This window comes from Aporhodopirellula sallentina SM41 (genome assembly GCF_000346505.1).
Taxonomy (GTDB): domain Bacteria; phylum Planctomycetota; class Planctomycetia; order Pirellulales; family Pirellulaceae; genus Rhodopirellula; species Rhodopirellula sallentina.
Map to the genome: position 1 here is coordinate 1 of NZ_ANOH01000491.1, position 2,411 is coordinate 2,411.

Here is a 2,411-nt window from a genome sequence, read left to right on the forward strand (position 1 = left end):
AAGGAGCGGCGGTGGCACGCTTTTCGTATTGCTTGCAAGTCTATCGCCGCCGCCCGCAAAACCCTGCCGTTATCCGAGTTAGCCACTACGCTCAAATGACTAACAAGACACCTGAAGAACTCGACGAGCAACTAATCGCGAGCATCATTTCGCTCGACCTCGCAGAGGCCGAGAACGCTCTGCAAAACGGTGCGAATGTCACGTTGCGCCGCAAACGCAAGTGCTACCCGATTGGCGCAAACCAGACGCCGATGCTGCTCATCGGAAACATGGAAAGTGCCCTTCTGAACAAACCCGATACTGAATATCGCAGAGTTCCACCGGCTGTGGTCAAGCTGTGCAGAACCTCTGCGGAATCGCTGATTGATATTCACGGCCGAGACGAATGTATTTCACGACTGATCAACATTCGGAACGCCATGGCCCAACACTTTACGCCACCGTTTTTGGGATGACCCAAATCTCACGCCAAAGCACGATTCGGATAACCATCGCATGCAACGGAGCGGCGGTGGTGACGTTTTAACAACTGGACGCATATCTTCCGCCGCCCGCTGATGCGGGTCGTTCGCCGGTCGGAAACGCATGGCTTCGATGACAGCAATCCCCGATGACCGTGATTTGTCGGTCAATGAAAGCCGCCTGGTTGAATGGCTGCTAGACCGAGGGGTACCGGAAGCAAAACACTACCGCTCGCAGCTTGACAGCGCCAGGATCGCCACGCGATGTTACTGCGGTTGCGCCAGCGTTAACTTTGCGATTGATGGCGTCGTCCCGAAAAACGGCGAACCAATAACCGTTCTATCGGACTATGAATGGACAGACAGCGAAGGCCGCTTATTCGGGGTATTTCTGTTTGGAAGATGCGGGCTACTGGCGGGGCTCGAAGTATGGTCACAGGATGGATTGGCAACTGCCGACTACCTTCCTGAGCTACCTGACCTTCGTCCCATCGGCACAGCGAAGATCGGCGAACCATCCGATGCAACCGAGCGGCGAAGTCGGGCGTTTTGAAGTGGACGATCAACCGTCGCCGCCGGCTGATCGGTGACGTTATCGCGGCTAGAAATGCGATGCATCAACAGATTCAGTATCGACCCGGCAATGTATCGAACGCTGCTATTGCCACAATCAATTCAACACACGCTCGTGAATTGCGCCGACCCTGGCTACGTTACAATCCCCAGATCTTTTCCGATGACCACGATGACTTGCGTGGTGAGCTAGTTTCGTGGGACATCGTCACGCGCCGGGTCGAAAACATGGTTGAACCAGATCGATACCGTTTAACGTTCCAGCTTTCGGCACCTTCCGGTCCGCACCATGCATTGAGTCCTGGCCTTTCGTTCCGACTTTGCGAGGGGCCCAGGACAGCAATCTGGACAGGACGCATTGAGCAGGTTTCAGAAATGCCGCGAGACCCCGGATTCTGGTATCGTGGCACCTCGTTTTGGCGAGAAAAATATGGCGCGTGACGTGATAACCATCGCGTGCACACGGAGCGGTGGTGGAGACCCGGTACACTTTCCAATCACATCGCTCCCCACCGCCCGGTGACGCTGATCGTTATCCGATTAGAAAAACACTGTAACACTTAAACATGCCAGCTCGAATTTACGCTCTCGCGAAAGAGTTCGACGTAGATAGTTCCGGGCTTGTCCAAACGGTCAAGTCAATCGGCATTGCGGGAAAAGGATCTGCACTTGCGTCTTTATCGGATAGCGAAGTGCAATTGCTTCGTGAGCACCTTACGGAACAGCGTCTTGCTAAACTTCGCGCAGAAAGCGAGGTGCGTCGTCGCGAGGCGGAAGCCCGTCGCGAAGCTGAACTCGCTTCTGAGTTGAAAGTCGAATCAGAACCAGCGCCGGTTCGCCCCGTCGCACAGGTACACGCCAGCGACTCGCGAGTGGTTCACCTCATCAATGCAATCTCCACTGATATGATGCGTGGGATCGACCATTTTGCATTGGTCGAGCTTGGAGCTGTTTTCGAGTGTGCGCTGTATTCGCAGATTCAATCAACGGAAAACCAGGGACTTCGCGCTGCAATCGAAGAAGCGGTAAGAAACTCGCTGCTTCCACCTACACTCAAAAGCGATTTGCTGTTTGCGAACAGAATTCGGAACATGATCGTTCATAGGCGAGCCGATCGTTTTCCAACGTCGCAACACGTTCAGAGGGCCAAAAAGTACTTCGCAACTGCGTTCATTGACTTATGCAAGACTTCAGGGGTGAACAGACAGTCTCTGGCTGTTCTTGCTGACTCAAATCCAGAGGTACTGGGCGTGCTCGATGATGCGTTCAACTTGCTCGATTAGAACGACGGATAACAATGTCGTGCACACGGAGCACGGCTTGCGTGGTTCTTACAAATGGAAAGTCCTCTCTCCGTGCCCGGTGACGACAGACGTT

3 protein-coding genes are annotated in these 2,411 nt (G+C 54.0%); all 3 read left to right on the plus strand.

The genetic code is table 11. The annotated features are described in order from the left end of the window. On the plus strand, positions 1-455 hold a 455-nt coding region (locus tag RSSM_RS31370; RefSeq protein ID WP_044304161.1), incomplete at its 5' end, for a hypothetical protein. A 356-nt stretch (positions 456-811) separates the two neighbouring features. Continuing rightward, positions 812-1,051, plus strand: a complete 240-nt coding sequence (locus RSSM_RS33480) for a hypothetical protein (protein ID WP_144060276.1) — start codon at positions 812-814, stop codon at positions 1,049-1,051. A 549-nt stretch (positions 1,052-1,600) separates the two neighbouring features. Then, positions 1,601-2,317 (plus strand): hypothetical protein, encoded by a 717-nt coding sequence (locus RSSM_RS31385; RefSeq protein WP_008689620.1) that lies wholly within the window; start codon positions 1,601-1,603, stop codon positions 2,315-2,317. The last annotated feature ends 94 nt before the right edge of the window (positions 2,318-2,411 follow it).

Coding starts and splice junctions, on each gene's coding strand:
- RSSM_RS33480 (WP_144060276.1), top strand. CDS start 812: ATGAATGGACAGACAGCGAAGGCCGCTTATTCGGGGTATTTCTGTTTG.
- RSSM_RS31385 (WP_008689620.1), top strand. CDS start 1,601: ATGCCAGCTCGAATTTACGCTCTCGCGAAAGAGTTCGACGTAGATAGT.